Origin of the sequence: Sediminibacillus halophilus (genome assembly GCF_900103695.1) — a bacterium.
GTDB lineage: Bacteria > Bacillota > Bacilli > Bacillales > Amphibacillaceae > Sediminibacillus > Sediminibacillus halophilus.
In genome coordinates this window covers 77,334-96,402 of record NZ_FNHF01000006.1, presented here as the reverse complement: position 1 = coordinate 96,402, position 19,069 = coordinate 77,334, and the positions used below count along the sequence as shown (strand labels likewise).

Sequence of the window (19,069 nt, the reverse complement as noted above, 5' to 3'; positions counted from 1 at the left end):
TTGGTTTATACCTACTACTTTGATAGAGGTAAACTTCAAAAATGACTCTTGCTTGTCACCAAGGCTCCTCAGTGGCATCTCGAATTTTTCTATACTTCATCCACTGACGGCACAGCGGTTAGGGCCGGCCTCCATCTCCTGCTGCTGCTGTGGTTCCGGTTGGACGAGCCCTAAATTCGCTTGCCTGATTTCCTGATAGCTGTTTGGTTGTGGGGGTAGGTTTTCTGTAACCAATTGAATGAACCGTTCTTGTGGGGAAACATTCAATCGTTGGTTATTTGTGTATAACGCTTGTAATGTACTCTGAACCTTGCCCTTATCCGTCAATTCTTCACTGCTGCTAAAGTGAGTCGGCAGTACCACCAATTCTTGAGGCAGAGAAGGAAAGCGATCATACAACGTTTTATGCAAATATTTCGCCCACTCGTCTGCCTTTCCCGCTAAATCCGGTCGGCCGATCGATTGGACAAATAGCGTATCGCCCGTCAGCAGATACTCATCGTCCACCAGGAAGCTTGTACTCCCCAATGTATGGCCTGGGGAAGCTAAGATGGTAACAGCTTGCTGATTGTCTCCCAAAGCGATGCTCATGCCGTCCTCAAGCGGATTATAAGCAAACGAAGCCCCTTCATCATCTTCTGGCGGGAACCAATATACAGCCCCGGCGGATTCAGCCAGTTTCCTTCCCCCTGAAAGATGATCTGCGTGAAGATGGGTGTCAGCCACATGTTTAATTGTCCATCCATGTTTGTCTGCAAAGGTTTGATATACTTCCGTAAATCGGCTCGGATCAATTACTATGGCCTCATTATCGTTAACTATCATATACGACAGACAGCCTTTTCCTAGCCGGATGAATTGATAAATGCTTCCTCCACCTGTAAGTGCTCCTGCCTTTACTGGTTCTAAATGTTCTCCCCAGCCGGTAATGCCGCCAATCAAGTATGTAACGTTACGCATGCCTTCTCTTTGCAGAAGAGCAGTAGCTGTCTGGGCGGATATGCCTCTATAGCAAACGATATAGACTGGACGATGCTGAGGGAGCCACTGCTTAGTTTCAGCTGGAGCTGTCTTTATTTCTGCCAGTGGTATGTTGATGCTTTCCACGTTCCTGCCTTCGATTTTCCAATCCTGGTAATCTTCCTGCCTGCGGATATCCAAAATAAAAATATCCTCGTGATGTAACACACGACTGGCAAGTTCTTGTACAGTCAATGGATCCATATTCTGATTTTTCCTCCTTTTTTCAACCAGTATAACAAACTGTGATTCTAGTTGATAATATATATGCAAGTACCCTCGACTGGTTGTAAAGAAACGAAAAAAGCCATCCTGTCGGATAGCTTTTCTAGAAATTCAATAAAAGGGCCCAGCTCAAGGGTCGCTGTAAAAATGACGGAGCTTTCAGCTTATAGGATGAACTCCCATCCACTATCGCGGGAAAATGTCCATAGATTTTCTGGAAAATCAGCCTTTCAGCGTAGTGTATTTCCGCAGCAAGGGTATAGAATCCAATTTAGTAAGAAATCAGGAGAAGTCGAAAATGACTATCATAGCTGATAAAAATCTTTTGTGTTAGCAAAAAGATGGTGATAGACCGAATCAATTGGGAGTCGTTTCAATTCAGCGATTTTGGCAACGCTGGCATGGATCATCCTCGGGTGCGTCATCATGCCATGGAAAGGCCCTTCAAATGGCCAGGGCCCATCCGTTTCCACCATCAGTGAAGTGAGTGGAACTTGCTGAATCAACCGCTGTATTTCCGATTCATACAAACAGTCTGGCGTCACGGAAAGCATATATCCGTTTCCAACTATCCATTGGACGGTGCTTTCGTCCCCTTTAAACCAGTGAAAATGGGCTTGGCGTATCGAATGCTTTTCCAATAATTCACATACAACCGGGGCATCCTCATATATAGCGTGTAAGACCACTGGTTTATTCCAGTTTACTGCATGGATGAACATTGTTTCTAACAGTTCCATATACGGTTCGATGCTTATTGTCGGATCCTCTTTGCGCATGTAGTAAGGCAAGCCGACTTCGCCTACCGCGTTCATATCAGTGTGATGCTGTTCCATAAAGCGTAACAGTTCATTTAGTTCCTCAGTTGTCGGAAGCTGCTGTTCCGGGTGGTACCCAAAAGCGGGGCGGATACGCTTATCGACTTGGGCAAGCTTCCATGTCTGTTTAGCCGAAGAAAGGTGGTTGGATACTGCAACCAATGCTTCTGTATGGTGTTCGTCCAGCTCCTGCAATAACTGCTGTTGTTGTGCGTTTGTATACATATCAAGGTGTATATGGGCATCGATCACTTGCATCATGTCATCACCCGAAGTTCCTGATAAATGGTTTTTTTCCATTCTAAAAAATCATGCGATAAAACCATGGATTCTTTACGTGGACGGGTAAAAGGAATCGTGTAATCCGCTTTTACAAGGGCAGGACCACTGGATAAGACAATTACCCGGTCTGAGAGGAATAGCGCCTCTTCAATATTATGGGTGACAAACAGGATGGAGCGTCTGTGTTCCTCCCACATAGATAGCAGCCATTGCTGCATGTCCAATCGGGTAAACTCATCCAATGCCGAAAATGGCTCATCGAGACACATTAGCGGCTGAGGGCTCAACATGCTCCGTATAAAGGCAGCACGCTGCTTCATCCCGCCTGACAGTTGATCAGGATAAGCATCTTCGTATCCAGCCAGCCCAGCTTTTGCCATCATGTTGATCGCTTCGCTCGGATTTTTATCACCTATGATTTCTCCGCCGAGCATGACATTCTCCAAGACAGTGCGCCAGGGTAGCAAAGATGGGGACTGCGGCATGTAACTGATTGCCCCTCTTTTTCCATTCACCCGCTTGTCATCCAAGTAAATATCGCCGTTATCCGGTTCCAGCAATCCGCCAATCAAATGGAACAAGGTGCTTTTGCCGCTTCCAGAAGGACCGACAATCGAGACAAATTCGGCATCAGAAACAGAAAAAGAAACGTTCTCTAATACTTGTCTGCCGCCGAATGATTTGGAAATATCGATGAGTGATAATTCAGCCATGCTGTTCAGCCCCTTTCTTTTTCCAGCGGATGACCCGTTTTTCTATGGTGATAATGATGACAAAAAAAAGAAGGCACAACACCATGATAAAGAAGATTGCGACAAAAACCCTATCGGTCCTGAACGATGAAGATGCTAAAGTCATGTACACTCCAATTCCTCGTTGTGCACCGAGCCACTCGGATATCACAGCTCCCATTACACTGTAAGTAGCGGAAATCTTCAGGCCGGAAAACAGCGCTGGAAGGGCGGTAGGCCATTCCAGTTTCCAAAATATTTGCCGTTTGTCTGCCCCGGCCATCTTTAAGTAATGGAGCAGCTCCGGGCTTGTTTGACGGAAACCATCCAATGTAGCAACGGCGATCGGAAAAAAGCAGACCAACGTAATGATGATCAACTTTGGAAGAATGCCGAATCCAAACCAGATAACTAGCAACGGGGCAAGGACGATAATAGGAATGTTTTGCGAGAGAATCATCAACGGATAAACGGTTTCTCTCAGTTTAGGCAGTAGATGCAGACAGACAGCAGCTGTAATCCCGATACTGGAACCAAGGAGAAATCCAATCAGGGTCAGCTTGATAGTCGAAAACAAATGCAGCTTGTAATCCACCCATCCTGCCATTGCCTCCAGCCAGATTTGTGAAGGTGTCGGCAGCAGCCAGGAGGGGATGTCAGCGGCTCTGCCGGCCGCCTCCCAAGTCACCAATAAAAGCAGGATGGCTGCAACCGGACGCCATCCTGTCTTTATTTGTTTCATTTGCGGTATTTCTCCGTCAATTTATCCATCGAGGCGCCGTCTGGCTGGTAAAGAATTTTAACTTGGGAAATGACGTTGGTGCTGCCAAGCTCGATCATCCGTTTGTTCATTTTTTCGATAACAGCAAACAACTCGGTTAAATCTCCCTCCATCGTCGTTTCCAGCGGGTTTACCTGATAACGTACCCCGGATTCCTCGATTATCGCGATTGCTTCATCTACATAAGGAATAACATCTTCGCCGTTTTTGGTTTTTGGGATAATTTGAATACTTATCAGCGAATCACTCATTGTTCTCTTCTCCCCCGTCCGGTAAAAATTTGTTGGTGAAAGCTTTCTCGGCTTCTAACTCATGGTCGAGGAGGCCATTGTCATACATCCAGTCGGCATAGTTTTCCCAGACTTGCTGTTGTTGTTCGCCCCATCGAGGTGCATCATCCTGATATTTCGGAGACAACCATTGCTGGCTCGCTTTAACCAGTTCGGCGTCCAAATCCGGTACAGCATCAATGAGAATGTCAGCGGCTTTATCTGGCTGTTCTGCTGCAAACTGATAACCTTTGGAAACTGCAGCTACAAAGGCTTCGACCGTCTCTGGGTCATCGGCAATTTTCTGTTCACTTGTCGTGAGTACAGGTGTATAGTAGTCCAGTTTTTTGGAGTAGTCGGTCAGGTACTGCATGTTCAACTCTTTCCCGCGAAGCTCTGCTTCAACACCTGTCCAGCCATAATATATCCAGGCGAAGTCAATATCACGCTCAACTGCCGTAAAGAAGTCAGTATCCCCCATATTGACAATATTGACTTTTTCTACGTCGGCATTTTCCTGTTTCATTAGGGAATCGATCACTGCTTTCTCTACGGGTGCTCCCCAACCGCCGTAGGTTTTTCCTTCAAAATCTTTGGGCGAAGTGATTCCTTTTTCTTTTGGTGAAGCAAAACCGGAAGTATTATGCTGAATTATGGCAGCAATCGAAACAATGGGTATATCTTGTACACGGGCTTCCGTTAAGGCTTCCTGGGCCCCTATTCCAAAATCCGCTTTCCCGGATGCAACTAATTGATCTGCCCCAGCCTCTCCGGGCATGAGAATTTCCACATCGAGCCCTTCTTCTTCGAAATATCCCTTTTCCTGAGCAGCATATATGCCAGTGTGATTTGTATTAGGCGTCCAATCCAGCACGAGGGACACTTTCTTTAATGCTTCCTTTTCCTGTGAACCGGAGTTCTCTTCGCTGCTGCAGCCAGTTGCCAACAGCAGCAGGGCGACAAGCATGATTAGTAACTTTTTCATCCTATTTCCTCCTAGCGGTTAATGATGAAACACTTATACGATGCAGGACTGAAATAGGGAACAGGAACCGCGCGAACTGCCATGAAGATTGCATACGGTTCTGTTGAAGGTTAGCCGTTTAAGGGCAATAAAAAAAATGCACCATAGGCCATACCCAGGGTGCATATTATCGCATACTACCGTTCAAATATGTTCCCTACGCTGGTGTCAGCCAGATCAGGTTCCAAGGGTCAGTATCTTGACGGATACAATCTCAACCAGCAGCAACTGGTCCCCCTACATGAAAGTGATTCATTATATTGTCTTGATTACACTATAACCTTGCCACAGCCTGCTGATTTTTTCAAGAGCTAGTTTTCCGTTTTATCGCGACGCTTCGTTTTTTGGACTACTTTTCGTGCGGTGAAAAATCCTAAAAACACCAGAACAGCCAGCAACAGCAGAATCGGCAGGTTACCAAGTAGAAACACGATTAATCCCGAAAAGAAGGATAGGAGAAGATCGATACTTTTGACAAACTGTTCCTTTGTTTTTTGCCAGGTAGAGGATTCTCCATTGCTCCCGGAAATCCGCACGTCATTCTCCTCAAGGCTAATATCAACAGTAGCCAGATCCGTTTTATTTTCCAGATAGTTGATTCTTCCAGTGATTGTCTCAATCTCTTCTTGAACACCGGCTAAGTCTTCGGATATTTTAAGCAAATCCTCGGTTTTCTTTGCATCTTCCATAAAAGCCATCAACCTTTTTTCGACAGCCCGCTTGGACTTGAGCCGAGATTCCAGGTCGACGTATTCTTCGGTGACATCCTGTCCGGAAACATTGTTTTCCAACACTTTGCTGCTGCCCTCTTTGACAAAATCGATGAACGGCTGGAATTGTTCCTGAGGAATCCTTGCGGTGATATGTCCTTCGGTACGGTCATCTTCAGGGGTTTGGTAGGTACTCGATTCAACCACATAACCTCCGGTTTCTGTCACTTGTGATTGAATGTCTTCTATAGTCTGCTGGTAATCTCTTACTTCAATCCGCAAATTTGCGTGGTAAATCACTTTCCGGTTGGTTTGATTTGCTTTCTCGACTGCTTTTTCCTCTTCCTGTTGAACCTCCTCTTTTCCGTTTTCTCCCGTCATTTCGTTGCTTAAAGCTGCACTGTCTTGACTGTTTTCTGTTTTAGCGCTGTCCATCTCCATGGGCATGTCGGCACTTTCCTTGGAGTCATTGCTGCAAGCTGTCAACAACAAGAGTAAGCTGGCTGCGAATAAACAGAAATACCGTTTTTTCATGTTTTGACCACCCTTTTGTTTTTTAGGTAGACGTCGGTGAGCCGTGAAGGTTACAACTAATTTCCTTTTTTGCATGGATATGAATGAATATGTATAAATTCATGCATTTAAAGAGGAGTGAGGACGAGGAGGGAACAGAACACAATTGACAGTAGTGTTTCGACCGTTGTGATGGAAAATGGGCAGTGGGCAAGAATCACAACTGTGTCCGCCCATCATACATTACATTATAAATAGGCAGCAGAGAAGAATGCGCCGAAAAGAAGGTGTATTATTAATAGATTTCCAGAATTATTCACATTTCTTAAAAAAAATGAGCGTTTATGGTTGAATTAATATACCTAATAGTGCATAATAATTCATACAAACAGAACATGTTCAATCTATTAATAGATAACAAGCTGAAGGGGAGCGTTAATCAAATGAAAAAAGAAAAGATTGTTTTGGCATATTCAGGTGGTCTTGATACTTCTGTCGCTATCAAATGGCTACAGGATAAATATAATTTTGATGTAATTGCAGTGGCTTTGGATGTTGGAGAAGGAAAAGACCTGGAATTTGTTAAGAACAAGGCGCTTGATGTAGGAGCGATCAAATCATATGTGGTGGACGCTAAATCACTCTTTGCAGATGAATACGTACTTCCGGCATTGCAAGCCAACCTGTTGTATGAAAGCAAATACCCCTTGATTTCAGCTTTGTCCAGACCTTTGATCGCCAAAGTTCTTGTCGGGATTGCGAAAAAGGAAGGCGCTGTGGCTGTAGCGCATGGCTGTACGGGTAAGGGTAACGACCAAGTAAGATTCGATGTGGCATTTACTGCCTTGAACCCGGATTTGAAAATTGTAGCACCAGTACGTGAATGGGCAATGTCTAGGGATGAGGAAATTGCTTATGCTGAAGAAAATGGGATTCCTGTTCCAGTCGATATCGATAATCCGTACAGTGTTGATCAGAATTTATGGGGAAGAAGCAATGAGTGCGGCATTTTGGAAGATCCTTGGGTGGAAGCACCCAAGGGAGCTTATGATTTAACAACAGATCCGCTCGATGCGCCCGACAAGCCTCAGGTCGTCCAAATCACCTTCGAGCAAGGAAAGCCTGTTTCACTTGATGGAGAGGCAATGGAGTTTTCCCAGCTTATTTTGACATTGAATCAAATCGCCGGGAAGCATGGTGTCGGACGGATCGACCATGTGGAAAATCGTTTGGTCGGTATTAAATCACGGGAAATTTATGAGGCGCCAGCTGCCTTGACATTGATCGCGGCACATCAGGAACTGGAAGCATTGACACTTCCTCGTGAGGTGGCTCAATTCAAGCCGACAGTCGAACAGAAGCTGGCTCAAACCGTGTATGATGGTTTGTGGTATTCACCATTGACAAAAGCTTTACAGGCGTTTATTGAACAAACACAGACCCATGTGTCGGGAACGGTCAAGGTCAAACTGTATAAAGGTCATGCGCAAGTCATCGGCCGGGAGTCGGCACAATCGCTTTATGATTTTGATTTGGCAACCTATAAACCAGAGGATTCTTTTGACCATGAAGCTGCACTTGGCTTTATCAAGCTATGGGGACTTCCTACAAAGGTTCATGCCGCAGTCAATCAGACCAATACTGTAACAGATGAGGCGATTGAAAATGTTGTCGTCGATGTAAAGGAAGCTGTTAAACAATGAAACTATGGGGCGGACGGTTCACCAAGCCGACAAATGAATTAGTCGATGAATATACAGCATCTATTCATTTTGATCAAAAGCTGGCAGTCTATGATATACAAGGGAGCCTTGCCCATGTGGAAATGCTGAAGGTTTGCGGCATCGTGTCGGAAGAAGATGCAGACGTCATTACAGCTGGATTGAGGGTCGTAGGGGATAAAATAGCAGCGGGTGAGGCAGTCCTCAGTGAAGAAAACGAAGATATTCATATGAATATAGAAAAGTTGTTGATCGATGAGATAGGCTCTGTCGGTGGAAAACTCCATACCGGCCGGAGCCGGAATGACCAAGTTGCCTTGGATATGCGGTTGTATTTGCGGGAAGCCTTGGTGACAATCAGCCAGTTACTGTTGGATTTGCAAAAGGCACTGCACAAACAGGCCGAGGCCAATTTGGAAACAGTGCTTCCCGGATACACGCATTTGCAGCGTGCCCAACCTGTTTTGTTCGCCCATCATATGATGGCGTATGTTTACATGTTCCAACGGGACATCGAACGGCTATCCGACAGCTGGAAACGAGTTAATCAGTCGCCGCTTGGTGCAGGAGCGCTGGCCGGGACAACATTTCCGATCGACCGGCAATATGTAGCCGACAAACTGCGATTTGAAGGGATTTGCGAAAACAGCCTCGATGCGGTAAGTGACCGGGATTTTGTCGTCGAGTTTTTGGCTAATGCCTCCCTGGTTTCCACGCATTTGTCCAGACTTTGTGAGGAGCTTGTCCAATGGTCTAGTGCTGAGTTCAACTTTATCGAGCTGGATGATGCATTTTGTACTGGAAGCAGCATGATGCCGCAAAAGAAAAATCCAGATGTTGCCGAGCTTGTCCGGGGCAAAACGGGTCGAGTCTATGGACACTTGATGGGAATGCTGACAACCTTGAAAGGACTGCCGCTTGCTTATAACAAGGATATGCAGGAAGACAAGGAAGGAATGTTCGACACGGTGGAAACCTTGAAAGGGGCACTAGCGCTGTTCGCCCCAATGATCGAAACCATGGAAGTTAAGGCAGACAATATGTACGAAGCGGTTGCAAAAGATTATTCCAATGCGACAGACCTGGCGGATTATTTAGTGGGAAAAGGGATGGCCTTCCGGGAATCCCATGCTGTTGTCGGGCAGGCAGTTCTGTATGCTATTAATCAACAGAAATTTTTATTGGATTTGTCCTTGGACGAATTCCAGCGGTTTTCTTCTTTGATTGAAAAAGATATCTATGAAGTGCTGGCACCGAAGGCTGTTGTAGACGCACGGAATGTAGCTGGAGGTACTGCGCAAAACAGGGTGGAGGAACAGATTGCTTCTGCAAAACAACTATTTCAAATGAGTTCGGAATGGATTGAGCTGCATAAACAGCTGATCCGCTACCAATAGCTTCTTTCATAAAGGTTTGAGGTCACGGCTTGCTCCAGAGAAGATGGCGGCAGGCCGCATTTTCCATTTTGAATGTATAAATATACTTTTTTACGAATAAATATCAATGAACCGCGAGAGGAGTGGAACAATGATTGAAACACCAGGCTATCTTGTACTGAGCACTGGAGACGTGTTGGAAGGAAAATGGTTGGGAACAGAAATTGCTGTTGAAGGGGAATTAGTATTTAACACGGCAATGACGGGTTATCAGGAAGTAATGACGGACCCATCCTATGCCGGCCAGATTGTTACAATGACGTATCCGCTGATTGGCAATTATGGAGTAAATGATATAGATCATGAAAGCATCAAGCCGGCACTGGCAGGACTGATTATTTCTAGTGCCTGCCGTACACCTGAACATTATCAGGCAAAGTACACGGTAAAAGAAATGGTGGAGCAGTATAAAGTTCCGACTTTGTATGATATTGACACCCGGGCTTTGACAAGGATTGTCCGTGAAAATGGGGAAGTCTATGGAAAAATCACAACGCAACCGGAGGATGAGCCGGAAAATCGCAAAGTAGATCCGGAGATTGTCAAACAGGTTTCCGTCAGCAGTTTGATTGAGATCTCGGCAAAATCAATGCCCGCTTTCTCCGGTCAGAAAACCAAACATGTTGTTTTGTATGATTACGGTTATAAACACTCCATCACAAGTACCTTGACGGAGCTTGGCTGTAACGTGACGGTGGTGCCCTATGACACTGACCCGGCAGTATTGCACAACCTGCAGCCCGACGGAGTTGTCTTATCCAACGGACCTGGAGATCCCGAGGACTTGGCTGGATTAAGCAAAAACATCAAACAAATCACTGAGAGCTATCCAACCTTGGGCATTTGCTTAGGTCACCAGCTCGTGGCCCTCGCATACGGAGGAAAGACAGAACGTCTGCCATATGGGCATCGGGGGAGCAATCACCCTGTGAAGGATTTGCTGACAGGCAAGGTATTCATCACTTCGCAAAATCACGGGTACGTAGTGGATGAAAACTCGATTTCATTGGCGGAATGGGAAGTATCCCATATCAATGTCAATGATCGATCGGTTGAAGGATTGATTCATCGTCACAAGCCTGTCCTGACCGTCCAATTCCATCCGGAAGCACATCCAGGGCCGGTTGATACGTATTCGATTTTCCGAGAATTTTTACAGATGTTACCGAGCAAGGGAGAGAAGCAGCATGCCTAAGTTTTCACACATCCATAAAGTTTTGGTCATCGGTTCGGGTCCGATTGTTATCGGCCAGGCTGCAGAGTTTGATTATGCAGGTACACAGGCTTGTCTCGCATTAAAAGAGGAAGGAATCGAAGTGGTGCTGGTCAACAACAACCCTGCCACGATCATGACGGATCATAATATTGCAGACCAGGTATATTTAGAACCGCTGACTTGTGATTCCTTGACGGCAATTATCGAAAAGGAAAGACCGGACGGTATTTTGCCGACACTGGGCGGACAGACCGGGCTTAATCTGGCAGTCGCTTTATCCGAATCAGGAGCACTGGAAAAATACGAGGTCGAATTGCTGGGAACGCCGCTCGATACCATCCAAAAGGGAGAAGATCGGGAAATCTTCAAATCGATGATGAAATCTATTGATGAACCTGTGCCGGAAAGTATTACCACCAGTTCCGTGGAAGAGGCAGTTCGTTTCGCAAGTACTGCCGGTTACCCGATGATCATCCGGCCCGCCTATACGTTGGGTGGGGGAGGCGGTGGAATTGCCAACAATGAAACAGAGCTTAAGGCAATCGTGCGTAATGGTCTCCATGCAAGCCCGATCAGTCAGGTTCAAGTCGATCAAAGTGTGAAAGGCTGGAAGGAAGTCGAGTATGAGGTGATGCGCGACGCCAATGATACATGCATTATTGTCTGTAATATGGAGAATATCGACCCAGTCGGTGTTCATACTGGCGACAGCATCGTTGTGGCACCTTCTCAAACGCTTAATGACCGGCAGTATCAGCTGCTTCGTTCCACTTCATGCAAAGTAATCCGGGAATTAGGGGTCGTCGGGGGCTGCAACATCCAGTTTGCCCTCAACCCCGAGAGTGACGAGTACGTCATCATCGAGGTGAATCCGCGAGTCAGCCGCTCCAGTGCCCTTGCTTCAAAAGCAACTGGTTATCCGATTGCCCGTATTGCTGCCAAGCTGGCACTGGGTTATCAACTGGATGAAGTGATCAACCCGATCACTGGCCATACTTATGCAAGTTTTGAACCTGCAATCGACTATATTGCCGTTAAAATTCCACGCTGGCCGTTTGATAAGTTTACAGGTGCAGACCGGCTGCTTGGTACGCAGATGAAAGCGACAGGGGAAGTCATGGCACTTGCCCGCAATTTTCCCGCTGCTTTGAACAAAGCCGTCCGCTCGCTTGAAATCGGAACGGAGTACCTGAACTGGCCGGCGCATGCCGAATTGGATGACGCGGCAATCGAGCAAGCGCTTGTCCATGCAACAGATGAACGCCTGTTTATCATAGCGGAGGCTTTTCGCCGCGGATACTCTGTAGAAAAAATACATCAATTAACGGAAATCAATAAATACTTTTTAAGTGAAATGGCAGTGATGATCGAGACTGAGAACGAGCTTCGCAGTAAAACCTGGTCATCCCTTGATAAGCAGGAATTGAGCAGGCTTAAATATTATGGATATTCTGATCGGATGTTGGCGGATATTTATGAAATCAGCCAGCAGGAGGTTCATCTACGTTGCAAGGAACTCGGATTAACCCCGGCTTATAAAATGGTCGATACATGTGCTGCGGAATTTTCGGCTGAGACGCCTTACTTTTATAGCTCTTGGAAAGAAAACGATGAAGTAGAACCAATTAAAGGCGATAAGAAAATTGCGGTACTTGGTTCTGGTCCGATCCGTATCGGACAGGGAGTGGAATTCGATTATTGCTCGGTTCATGCCGCCATGTCACTACAGGCACAGGACATCAAGGCAATCGTCATCAATAACAACCCGGAAACTGTCAGCACCGACTTTAATACAGCAGACCACCTATATTTTGAACCATTGACAGAGGAAGATGTTCTACATGTCCTGGAAAAAGAAGAGGCAGACGGAGTGCTTGTACAATTTGGCGGCCAGACTGCCGTTAACTTGGCAGAAGGACTAAGCAAAGCAGGCATGCCGATATGCGGCACTTCACTAGCGGCCATTGAAGCCGTTGAAAATCGCGACCAATTTTACCGTTTATTAAAGCGGCTGGCGATTCCCCACATTCCGGGTGAAACAGTAATGGATAGGAAGGATGCAGAAGAGATTGCAGAACGAATCGGTTATCCGGTTTTGCTTCGTCCTTCTTACGTGATAGGTGGCCGCGGAATGGCTGTCATCCAGAATCAAGAGCAGATGGTCAGCTACATGGACAACCTGAAACAGGAAGCCTCCGATTCGCGGATATTCCCGTTATTAATCGATCGTTTCATCTCCGGTTATGAAGTGGAAGTGGATGCGGTATGTGACGGAGAAGATGTTCTGATTCCGGGGATTTTTGAACACATCGAAAAGGCCGGTGTCCATTCAGGAGACAGTACGGCCGTATTTCCGGCACCAGGACTGACGGACCAACAGCGGAATACGATTGCGCAATACACAAAACAGATTTCGACAGAACTGGCTTTAAAGGGAATCATCAACATTCAATTTGTCATCAGCGAGGACAGACAGGACCTTTATGTACTGGAGGTTAATCCCCGGGCTTCCCGGACAGTACCGATTGCCAGCAAGGTTACTGGTGTCCCGCTTATTGATTTGGCTACTCGGGTGCAAATGGGAGAATCCCTAGCAGAGACAGAATGGAACACCGGTCTTCATGAGCCCGTCGGCTATTATGCTGTAAAGGTCCCCGTTTTCTCGACCAACAAGCTTCCAGGTGTTGATCCGTTTCTCGGTCCGGAGATGAAATCCACTGGGGAAGCGATAGGACTGGGTTTGACAGTGGAGTCGGCAATGGCCAAGGCCTTCGGATGGAAAGAAAACAACCTGTTGAAACTTGATTGCGATCAGCAAGTTTATTTGTCCTTGGGAGATGATTTCGAGAAATTGCCTGCTGAGTTCGTTGCCTTGCTAGAGAAGCTGCCGGTCGAAATCTGGGCTGATCAAGCTACAGCTGACGCTCTCGAGAGCTGGGACATCGCTGTTAGTCAGGTTTTATCACTTGCGGAGGCTGGCCAAAGATGTCTGGACAATGCCTTTGCACTGGTGGGTGATCTACAGCATGGCTCTGTAACGGATGGCCACATGCAACTTAGAGAAGATGCCTTGAAAACTGATACATTATGTATTACTTCAGTGGAAACGTTAATGGCTTACTTGAAAGCATCTACTCAAATAAAAGAACAACCCTATGCAATGAATCAATATTTGTTGATGAGCGAAGGGTTAAACAAAGCGAAGGAGCGTGTGTGAAGATGGGATTGACGAAAGAAGTTAGTATGGGGCAGCAGCTGGCAGGAAAGGATTTTTTGACGCTTGCCGATTTCAGCAAACCTGAAATCGCCTATTTACTGGATCTGGCTGCTTATCTGAAAAAACAACGCCTGAAGGGGATAGTGGAGCAGCCCTTGCAGGGCAAGACCCTGGGAATGATATTTGAAAAATCGTCGACCCGTACACGCGTTTCTTTTGAAGTTGGGATTTATCAATTGGGGGGCACAGGATTGTTTCTAAGCTCGGATGATATCCAAATCGGCAGAGGGGAACCAATCTCCGATACAGCCAAAGTACTTTCCGGTTACTTGGATGGGATTATGATTCGGACCTTCTCACAGCAAGTCGTAAAGGAGTTGGCTGATTATGCGACAATTCCGGTTATCAACGGGTTGACGGACAGTTATCATCCATGTCAGGTGCTGGCAGACCTGCAAACGATTGAAGAAGTGAAGGGTGGATTGTCCGGAGTCAAACTTGCATATATCGGTGACGGCAATAACATGGCCCATTCCTTGCTGCTTGGCGGGGCCATCATGGGTCTGGATGTCAGTATAGCAGCTCCTGGAGGATATCAACCGGAAGAGGCTATCACCAAGCAGGCCCAGTCGCTTGCGGCGCTGAATGGAAGGAAGGTGGAGGTGACTTCTGATGTTCACGCTGCGGTCGACCAAGCAGACGTGGTTTATACGGATGTATGGGCCAGTATGGGGCAGGAAAGCGAACAATCAGTGCGTGAGCAGGCATTTATCGGTTTTCAGGTGAACAAGAGGTTACTTGAACTGGCTCAACCAAATGCTATGTTTATGCACTGCCTGCCCGCCCACCGTGGGGAAGAAGTAACGGCAGACGTGATCGATGGGGAAAAATCAGTTGTCTTCCAACAGGCGGAGAACAGACTCCATGCCCAGAAAGCCTTGATGACAGCTCTGATGGGATAAGGAACATGGAGACCAACTGGCATATTCAGTCGATTAACGAAGTGGAGACAGCCACCTGAAAATGAAAAGACTGTTTTCTGATAGCTGGATGTTTAGGTGCATATCATTTAAACTGCGTCTCATCGTTCTAGTGAAAATATTTGGGCTTCCTCGACTTAAGGGAGCGAATCTGGTTTTTTCGTACCGCTGAATTAGCATTTATCTTAGCTTGCAGTCGCAAGCATGCCGGTTAGTAAGCAACACCAGATGAAGCCAAAAAAAGGGGGTTGTCCAAAACCATCGGACACCCCCTTTTTCTACAATACTTATACGCTTTTGTTTAAGTTTAAGGCGCTTGCACTGTTGTTTTGCTCCAATCGTTGATTAACTAAGTACTCATCGAGGGCCTGCTGCAAAGTTCCTTTTATTTCCGCTTTGTTGTCGAAAATAAGGTCCTGAGCCATCATATTTCGAACAGTTTCCGGACGTAATCCTGTAATCACTGGGGTACAGCCCATCATGCCAATCCCGTCCAACAGTTTCAAAAAGTTTGTGGCGATATTGGACTCCATTTCCAGAATACCGGACAAATCCATAATCAAGGTGCGGATGCGCAACCTGCCAATTTCCATTAACACTTTTTCTTCGATCGTGGTGACGCGGGAAGCGTCGATTTCACCAATCAAGGGGAGAATACACACACTCGGTGTAACTGGTATAATCGGGACGGAGAGATTTTCAACCATCTCCCGCTGTGCTTCGATCAATTCATCTTTGTATTTGGAATAACTAATAAAAAATCCGTTGAGAAATTCGTCGATTAAAGCATTGATATTGCTCTCGGTTTTGTAGAATCGCTCTCTGTCTACATCCATTCCGGACAACAATTCATAGTCGTGTAAAGCAACCCATAAGGTTCTGCGGATCGCCTGTACCCACTCTAATTTAAATGCAAGTGTCAGGGAGAAATTGGCCCATGCAATTCCTTCTTTTTTGGCAAAAGCCACCACTTCATCTTTTTGACCCTCCACGACATAGAGGACAATCTTAAGCGCGTTCTCCAATAAATTGATATTGCCTATAACACGTATTTCTTCAATTTTATCCCGGACATTTACTGCTTCATTTAATAGTCTTTCTTCAAAAGGTTTTCTGTTTTGGATGAGAAAATCTTTGACACTCATCCCTTCTTCGTAATACCAATCCAAGATTCTTCACGTTCCTTTCCTTAAAAATAGGATTTATAAGATAAAACGACTGCTTCTATTTCAATTGCTACTTAACATTCTAAAGGTGGTAACATTATATCAAAATCCCTGTACGATTAAAATTAATAGGGTACCCCGAAGGCCCTTTGGAAAAAATTGTTGTCATTCCCTAGCAATGCAGATAAAATGATAAGTGAGTAATCACTCACAAAAGGAGGGTCCGAGATGGAAATAGTGGAACTTCGGCATGTATCGCATTCATTCGATAGGCAGAGGGTTTTGCAGGATATTAGCCTGACAATCAGTGCTGGTGGAATATTTGTTTTGCTCGGTCCATCAGGGTCCGGAAAAACGACGCTTGTAAAGACGATCGTTGGCACGCTAACACCTACAGAAGGAGCAGTGGTTGTCTTGAAAACAAGGATGCCGTCATTACAAACGATGGGATCCATTGGTTATATGGCACAGGCGGATGCCCTTTATCATGAGCTGACTGCCAAGGAAAACCTCGCATTTTTTGCAGCGATTTACGGAGTGCCGAAAAAGCAGACGGCCTTGCGTATCGATCAAGTGTTGGAGGATGTTGGATTGCAGGACAGCAAGCATAAAATCGTTCGTGAATATTCCGGTGGTATGAAGCGGCGGTTATCTTTAGCAGCTGCGTTGATCCATCAGCCAAAACTATTAATTCTGGATGAACCAACGGTTGGAATCGATCCGTTATTGCGTAACAAAATTTGGGGCAGGTTTGCTGATTTGAAGAGAGGCGGGACAACAATCATCGTCACCACCCATGTGATGGATGAAGCAGAACGATGTGACACGTTAGGACTGTTAAGGGATGGGAAGATCATTGCCCATGGATCTCCTGCTGCGTTAAAGCAGGAAACCGGTACTGACTCGATTGAGCAGGCATTTCTAACGTATGGGAGGGAAAAAGCATGAAGATACAGGCGATTGTTGTTCGGATTCTGCGTCAATTTATACGCGATAAACGGTCCCTTGCCCTGATGATCGTTGCTCCTTTATTGATTTTGACGTTGACCTGGCTGGTGTTGGACCAGGAGGCATATCAACCAAAGCTAGCGGTCGAGGGGGCTCCTGCCCCGCTTGAAGCAGCAGTGCAGGATAGCATGCTGGACATCGTTGACGTCGATGATCCCGTGCGGGCGCTTGCTGATTCGGAAATCGACGCCATTCTTGAAGCAAATGGACAACGCATCCATGTTACTGTAGACAACAGCAAACCCAATCAAAGCGAGGCTGTGAAAATGGGATTGCAGGAGGCATTGGCGTCTCAATCAGATAGGCAGCCTCCAGACATTTCCATCGAGTATTTATATGAAGATAATGCAGAGACCACCTTCGATTATACAGGGCCGGTCCTGATTGGTTTTTTCGCATTCTTCATCGTGTTTTTAGTAGGAGGTATTTCCTTCTTGCGAGAAAGGTCGCAAGGTACAATGGAGAGGCTGTTTGCCATGCCGCTGAAAGGATGGGAAATCATCCTTGGGTATATCGGCGGTTTTGGATTGTTCGCAGTGATTCAGTCGTTTATCGTCGCGTTGTATGCTGTTTACGTGTTGGGAATTCCACTTAATGGATCCTTATGGCTTGTCATCCTGGTCACCATGTTACTTTCATTGAGTGCACTCACACTTGGCATCCTGCTATCCTCTTTTGCCAGGAATGAATTTCAACTCATGCAGTTTATTCCGCTCGTAATCGTTCCCCAGGCGTTTTTTTCGGGGATGTTCAGTCTGGATAATGGTGCTGACTGGTTGGTGTATATAGAATACATTATGCCGATTTCCTATGGTGCTGATGCCCTCAAGGAAATCATGATCAAAGGGAACGGATTGGCGGATATACAGGTCGACCTCTATGTTGTCCTTGGGTTTTCACTGTTATTTTATCTTTTGAATCTTGGTACACTTAAGGCATACCGAAAATAATGATAAGGTGAGGGTCAGTATGCAGGAGTCCTATTTAAGAGAACTATTGAAAGTGGATGAACAAGAGATCCGATTGACGGAAAAGCAAGCAAACATACTTGCAGCTGCAATAGAAATATTTGCCGAGAAAGGGTATGCGGCAACAGCCACAAGTGAAATCGCAAAGCGTGCCGGGGTAGCGGAAGGGACTATTTTTCGTCATTACCCGGCAAAAAAGGATTTGTTATTGGCTATTGTGAAGCCTGGAGTGCTCAAGCTCGCTGTGCCTGTGTTTGCCAGCAATATGGTCGAAAATATTTTTAATCGGGAATTTCATGGTATTGACGAGCTGTTAAGAACATTCATTTATAATCGGTTGGATTTTGCCAGACAGAATGTTGCGATTTTGCGGATAGTGCTCCAGGAGTTTGCCTTCCACCCGGAAATCAAGATGATCATTGAGGAATCGTTCCTTGAACAGGTGTATCCGAGGATCAAGCAGACAGTTATAGGGTTCCAGGAAGCGGGACTGCTTAAAGAAATGCCGATTAAGACGATGGTCCGGTGTATTGTCTCTCCCATACTGGGGTTCATTGTCACCCGTTTTCTCCTGAATCCTGATGCCGAGTGGGATGAGGCGCAAGAAGTGGAGCACCTCATTGATTTCATTTTGAAAGGCATTGAAGCATAATAGAAAGAAACTGGAACAAAAGCCTCGTGACCAAAGTAAAAACCGAACGAATTAAATCAGCATTTAGATCGGCTTCTGCTCTAGTGGTCATGCTTTTGTCCCGGTCTCTTTGCATTTTTACAATCAATTTGAACCAAGAGAATGTTTGACTGGCCGGCCAGCGGGTAGGTGATAGGGGGAAACAGATTAGGCACGAATTCCTCTGAGAAGACATAACCTTTTAATGAGCTGGATAAAGGTTGGCAAAATTGGAGTTGGCGCTGTTACGTCCACCTGTTATAATCAAGGTTATGGGAAAAGGGATTTCTGTGTCGCTTTTAACCATCAACGAA

At 45.9% G+C, this 19,069-nt stretch carries 16 protein-coding genes and 1 riboswitch; of the genes, 8 read left to right on the top strand and 8 right to left on the bottom strand.

Annotated features, from left to right (window positions below):
• Positions 1-96 precede the first annotated feature (96 nt).
• The 7 genes from BLR82_RS17135 to BLR82_RS17105 all read right to left on the bottom strand — a co-directional run bounded on the left by BLR82_RS17135 (position 97) and on the right by BLR82_RS17105 (position 6,394).
• Entirely contained in the window at positions 97-1,224 is a 1,128-nt protein-coding gene (locus tag BLR82_RS17135) for an MBL fold metallo-hydrolase (RefSeq protein ID WP_074600676.1), read from the bottom strand.
• Between the two features lie 326 nt (positions 1,225-1,550).
• Positions 1,551-2,363 carry a TatD family hydrolase gene (locus BLR82_RS17130; RefSeq protein ID WP_245693865.1) on the bottom strand — a complete coding sequence of 271 codons (813 nt, stop codon included), beginning with the start codon at positions 2,361-2,363 and terminating at the stop codon, positions 1,551-1,553.
• The gene (locus tag BLR82_RS17125; protein WP_074600674.1) at positions 2,321-3,058 is read right to left on the bottom strand and encodes an ABC transporter ATP-binding protein; all 738 of its coding nucleotides are present in this window, start codon (positions 3,056-3,058) and stop codon (positions 2,321-2,323) included. Before BLR82_RS17125 ends, BLR82_RS17130 begins: the two co-directional genes overlap by 43 nt.
• Positions 3,051-3,818, bottom strand: a complete 768-nt coding sequence (locus BLR82_RS17120) for an ABC transporter permease (RefSeq protein ID WP_074600673.1) — start codon at positions 3,816-3,818, stop codon at positions 3,051-3,053. The genes BLR82_RS17125 and BLR82_RS17120 overlap by 8 nt, the downstream gene beginning before the upstream one ends.
• On the bottom strand, positions 3,815-4,108 hold the full coding sequence (locus BLR82_RS17115) for a thiamine-binding protein (protein WP_074600672.1): 294 nt from the start codon (positions 4,106-4,108) through the stop codon (positions 3,815-3,817). Before BLR82_RS17115 ends, BLR82_RS17120 begins: the two co-directional genes overlap by 4 nt.
• Positions 4,101-5,111: an ABC transporter substrate-binding protein gene (locus tag BLR82_RS17110; protein WP_074600671.1), complete on the bottom strand. Its 1,011-nt coding sequence runs from the start codon at positions 5,109-5,111 to the stop codon at positions 4,101-4,103. The genes BLR82_RS17115 and BLR82_RS17110 overlap by 8 nt, the downstream gene beginning before the upstream one ends.
• Positions 5,112-5,287: 176 nt before the next feature.
• Positions 5,288-5,399, bottom strand: a riboswitch (TPP riboswitch).
• 62 nt (positions 5,400-5,461) lie between these two features.
• Positions 5,462-6,394, bottom strand: coding sequence for a DUF4349 domain-containing protein (locus tag BLR82_RS17105; RefSeq protein WP_074600670.1), 933 nt, complete (start codon positions 6,392-6,394; stop codon positions 5,462-5,464).
• A 422-nt stretch (positions 6,395-6,816) separates the two neighbouring features.
• Between BLR82_RS17105 and BLR82_RS17100 the strand changes: the two genes are divergently transcribed.
• From BLR82_RS17100 to argF, 5 genes are all read left to right on the top strand, one after another.
• Positions 6,817-8,076 (top strand): argininosuccinate synthase, encoded by a 1,260-nt coding sequence (locus tag BLR82_RS17100; RefSeq protein ID WP_074600669.1) that lies wholly within the window; start codon positions 6,817-6,819, stop codon positions 8,074-8,076.
• Positions 8,073-9,491, top strand: a complete 1,419-nt coding sequence (gene argH / locus BLR82_RS17095; protein ID WP_074600668.1) for an argininosuccinate lyase — start codon at positions 8,073-8,075, stop codon at positions 9,489-9,491. The genes BLR82_RS17100 and argH overlap by 4 nt, the downstream gene beginning before the upstream one ends.
• Before the next feature lie 130 nt (positions 9,492-9,621).
• Positions 9,622-10,725 (top strand): carbamoyl phosphate synthase small subunit, encoded by a 1,104-nt coding sequence (locus BLR82_RS17090; protein WP_245693863.1) that lies wholly within the window; start codon positions 9,622-9,624, stop codon positions 10,723-10,725.
• Complete coding sequence (gene carB / locus BLR82_RS17085; RefSeq protein ID WP_074600666.1) at positions 10,718-13,963, top strand: carbamoyl-phosphate synthase (glutamine-hydrolyzing) large subunit; 3,246 nt, start codon at positions 10,718-10,720, stop codon at positions 13,961-13,963. The genes BLR82_RS17090 and carB overlap by 8 nt, the downstream gene beginning before the upstream one ends.
• A gap of 2 nt (positions 13,964-13,965) precedes the next feature.
• On the top strand, positions 13,966-14,925 hold the full coding sequence (gene argF, locus BLR82_RS17080; RefSeq protein WP_074600665.1) for an ornithine carbamoyltransferase: 960 nt from the start codon (positions 13,966-13,968) through the stop codon (positions 14,923-14,925).
• A gap of 305 nt (positions 14,926-15,230) precedes the next feature.
• Here argF and BLR82_RS17075 read toward each other — a convergent pair whose 3' ends face one another.
• Entirely contained in the window at positions 15,231-16,088 is an 858-nt protein-coding gene (locus tag BLR82_RS17075; protein WP_083334930.1) for an STAS domain-containing protein, read from the bottom strand.
• Between the two features lie 249 nt (positions 16,089-16,337).
• On the opposite strand from BLR82_RS17075, the gene BLR82_RS17070 reads away from it, so the two are divergent.
• Genes BLR82_RS17070 through BLR82_RS17060 form a run of 3 tightly spaced genes read left to right on the top strand, consistent with a single transcriptional unit; the run spans position 16,338 to position 18,737 of the window.
• On the top strand, positions 16,338-17,057 hold the full coding sequence (locus BLR82_RS17070; RefSeq protein WP_074600663.1) for an ABC transporter ATP-binding protein: 720 nt from the start codon (positions 16,338-16,340) through the stop codon (positions 17,055-17,057).
• On the top strand, positions 17,054-18,067 hold the full coding sequence (locus BLR82_RS17065; RefSeq protein ID WP_074600662.1) for an ABC transporter permease: 1,014 nt from the start codon (positions 17,054-17,056) through the stop codon (positions 18,065-18,067). The genes BLR82_RS17070 and BLR82_RS17065 overlap by 4 nt, the downstream gene beginning before the upstream one ends.
• A gap of 19 nt (positions 18,068-18,086) precedes the next feature.
• On the top strand, positions 18,087-18,737 hold the full coding sequence (locus BLR82_RS17060) for a TetR/AcrR family transcriptional regulator (RefSeq protein WP_074600661.1): 651 nt from the start codon (positions 18,087-18,089) through the stop codon (positions 18,735-18,737).
• The last annotated feature ends 332 nt before the right edge of the window (positions 18,738-19,069 follow it).